Consider the following 4,214-nt stretch of genomic DNA (forward strand, 5'->3'; position numbering starts at 1 on the left):
AACCTCTTAAGGCAATGGCAATGTTCGATGCTATATCGCTTAAGGTTAAATCCAGACGGGCAGCCATTTCTCGGTTGATCACCACCACAACTTCTTGTTGGGCGCCATTCACTTCCGAGCGCACATCGACTAAGCCTTCTATATTGTCGAGCAATGGCATCACTTGTTCACTGATGCGAATTAATTCCGTTGTTGAGCGCCCTGTTAAGGTTACACGAATTCCATTATTTTCATTACCCCAACCAAATTGTGGCGTGGCAATCGAAAATTTAGGAAATCCTTCGCGGATCATTTTCTTTAACTCACCAATGTCTATAGGGATGTCTTTTTGCAATAAAATGGTTGATTGTGCATCTTGCGGGGCGTAGTAACTGTAAACCGCATCAATATAAAACTTGTCTTTATTGCTGTATAAATACGTTTCCATGCTATTAATCATGGCTTCGGTCACCGCTAGATTATGGCGACCTTCTAGCTGGTAATTAATGTATAAACGGTCATTACCTTCGCCATCTCCTTGATCTTGTTGCACCATACTTAATGGCAATGCTGTTGATACCAACAATGCCACTGCGATGACACCAGAACGTTTTGGTCGGGTTAATATCCACGTGAGGCTACGTTGATAAAAACGCCCTAAGCGATTGTTGTCATTAGCGGCCTGCACTTCAAAGTGAAAGTGGTTGAGCATCAGTGGGATTAATGTTTTCGCTACCAATAATGAAGCCGCTAGCGAGATACAAATGGCCACAGCAACATGTTCTAAAAAGATGGTCAGTTGCACTTTTACGCCGAAAATATTCGGTAAAAAAACAATGGCGGTGGTTAATGTACCTGCTAAAACCGCCAAAGAGACTTTTTCAACGCCAGTTAACACGGCTTGTTGGTTGGCTTTTATCTGACAAGTGTCGTCAATATGTCCAGCTTGTTTCTCTTGTAGCACGCTTTCGGTGACGACAACCGCATTATCAATCAACATGCCGACGGCTAATAACAATCCCATCATCGATAAAATATTTAAGCTGTAGCCTAAAAAGTACATACCAGCCAATGTCATACATAATGAAATCGGCACTGATGAGATAACTACTAAGGTCATTTTAAGATTGCGCAAAAACAGAAACAGCACCCCAAATGACAGTACCGCACCCATTAAGCCAGACAGTAATAAGTCTTTGAGTGAGGACTTAACGCCATAGGCTTGGTCTTCCATGATAAACAGTTTGATGCCATTAAATTGCTGATCTTGCTTAACCTGTTCGATAACGCTTAGTACACGGTCAGACACCTCAACTAAATTGGCACCAGATTCCTTAAATACATCAATACCAACCGCATATTTTTGATCTAAATGTCGGCCTTCAATTTTCTCGGGCAGGGCATAGCTCACCATCGCAATATCTTGCAGGCGAATACCCGGCACTATCACCAGATTATTGATATCGTCAAGGCTGGTAAATTCACCTTTTGGTGAGACTTGATACACCCTTGAGTTTTCTCTTAGGGTACCTGCACTGATGACAAAGTTTTCTGCCAGTAAACGCGATCGTAAATCGAGGCTATTAAGGCTTGATGCGACCAATTTATCGGCATCAAGTCGGATTTCAATCTGCTTTTGTTCAACGCCATAAAGGGTGACTTTTGATACGCCGTCAACGCGTTCAAGCGGCTTACGAAGCTGTTTGTCTAACAAATCAAATGCATTAGAGAGTTCGCGCTCGCTTGATATGCGAATGGTTAACACCGGCATATCGGCGGTTGAGAACTGTTGGATCATGACGCGCTCAACATCTTTTGGTAATAAATGCCTTACCGAGTCAATTTTCTCGCGCGCTTCTAGGCTTTTGGTGGCAACATCTTCACCCCATTTCATGTTGAGCTGAATAAACGCACCGTCTTGGGTTGAATCTGATCGCACCTCTTCTATGCCGCTCATGGTAGCAAGTGACTCTTCCAGCACTTTAGTGATGTCGCGTTCAACTTCTGCAGGGCTGGAGCCTTTGTACGGAACTTGCACCACAATTTGTGGAATATCAATTCCTGGAAACATTTCTAATGGCAGCATTCTACTGGCCGCCATGCCAAACAACATAATGGCCAAGAAAAACATGCAGGTGGTGACGGGGCGCTTTATCGCCAGTTGAGTTATGTTCATGCTGGCGTCTCCGCTGTATTAAACTCAACGTCACTTTGGGTATATTGTTTACGGTCAAATAGCGCATATAGAGCTGGAATAACTAACAATGTAAGCAAGGTTGACATGCTTAATCCGAAAATGACTGTAATGGCCATTGGCGCACGAACTTCACTGCCATCGCCAATGCCTATTGCCATTGGTAATAAACCTAAGGTAGTGGTTAGGGTTGTCATCATGATAGGACGTAAACGAGATTGCGCGGCATCATTAATCGCGGTCAGTTTATCAATACCTTCTTGGCGCAATTGATTAATACGGTCAACCAATACAATCGCATTGTTGACCACAATACCTGCTAGCATGATTAAGCCAATAAATACCACTACGCTCAAATGGGTCCCGGTAATGAATAAACCCACAATACTGCCGGCAACGGCCATCGGAACAGCGATTAAGATTAGCAGTGGATGCAACAATGATTCAAATTGGCTGGCCATTACTAAATACACTAGGAAGATAGCCAAAACGAGGGCTATTTTCAATGAGTCAAATGAGTGCTCCATTTCTTCATTTTGGCCGCCAAATCTGGCTTGAATAGAACTTGGTAGCTGCTGTTTAGCCAATATCTGCTGGGCTTCAATTACCGCTTCGCTTAAGTCACCGTAAGCCAAATTAGACGACACAATAGCGACTCGTTGTTGACTGATACGATTAATCGCTGAAGGACCAATTTGTAAATCGATAGTGGCAATAGCACTTAATGGAATAGGTTGGGCGCTATTGGGATTAATAATTAACGATTCAATGTCGCTGATTTGATCGCGTTCGCTTAATTCACTGCGCACCAAAATATCCACTTTACGATCGCGTACCGTAAACTGGCTGGCAATAGTACCACCGACACGTTGGGCTATGCGGTTAGCAACTGTCGGAGCATCCATCCCCAGCGCGGCTAAACGGGCATGGTCAAAGCGAATACTGATCTCTGGTTGGCCATCGCGTAAGGTCGTATTAATGTCACTAAAGCGGTCAGAATCAGACAAGGCATTAACCAGTTGGTCTGCACTTTGTTTGAGTTGAGCTAAATCATAACCCGATAGCTCAATTTCAAGCGGGGTTTTAAAGCTGAATAATTCAGGGTGTTCAATTTGAGCCTCTAGTTCAGGAATGTTTTTTGCTGTGTTACGCAATACCTGGCTAACCGCATTAAAGGCTAAAGGGTCTGCGAGTACCACTTGTAATCGGCCCCAGTTTTCACCACCTCTTGCAGTATCCGATGTCATTAACCCACCGCTACCGGCTTGACTATAGGCGTGTTTCACATCTTCACGGTCTTTAATCGACAGGGCTAGTTGTTGTAATACAGCATCAGTTTCACTGACTTCGGTGCCTGGTGGTAATAATACTTCGACATAAAATTCTCCTTGATTCATCGGCGGGATTAGCTCAACACCTAATTTAGGCAGCAAACTGCTTGACGCTAGGGTCACCAATAGTGCTAACACAATGGTTAACACTTGGTGGCGAAGAGCGTGATGTAATACACGGAAATAGATTGATTCGACTATGCGGTATAAGTAGTTAAAACCAGCGCAGATGGGTTTGAGCAACAGTCCAAATACACTACTTACAAAACGGCTAATGACAATAATTGCGGTTAACAATCCTGAAGGCAAATAGCTAAACAAGAGTTTAAATGGAAAGCTCAGCACAGCCAGTAAGTAATAGGCCACTTTTCCTTTTCGGCTAGTGGGTTTAGGTTTTTGGGCGACTTCAATAGGTTGCGGCAGGCTAGTAAAACCTTGACGTGATGCCAACATGGGAATGGCTGTTAAGGCAACAAATAATGAGGCGAGTAGGGCGAACGTGACTGTGAGCGCTTGGTCGGCAAATAAGGCTCCTGCAATGCCGTCTACAAACACTAAAGGGACAAATACCGCCAGAGTGGTGAGTGTTGAAGCAAAAATGGCGCCTGAGACTTCTTTACATCCTGTGACGGCAGCTTCAACTTTACTCATGCCTTGAGATTTATAACGGTCTATGTTTTCTAATACCACAATGGCATTGTCGACCAATA

The 4,214-nt window shown here is 43.8% G+C and carries 2 protein-coding genes; both read right to left on the reverse strand.

The genetic code is table 11. The annotated features are described in order from the left end of the window. The coding region (locus CXF78_RS13330) for an efflux RND transporter permease subunit (RefSeq protein ID WP_102037070.1) at nucleotides 1-2,155 on the reverse strand (2,155 nt) is incomplete at its 3' end. Next, nucleotides 2,152-4,214: efflux RND transporter permease subunit (locus CXF78_RS13335; protein ID WP_145991445.1), on the reverse strand; the 2,063-nt coding region annotated here is incomplete at its 5' end. The genes CXF78_RS13335 and CXF78_RS13330, both read right to left, overlap by 4 nt.

This window comes from Shewanella sp. 11B5 (assembly GCF_002836795.1).
Taxonomy (GTDB): domain Bacteria; phylum Pseudomonadota; class Gammaproteobacteria; order Enterobacterales; family Shewanellaceae; genus Shewanella; species Shewanella frigidimarina.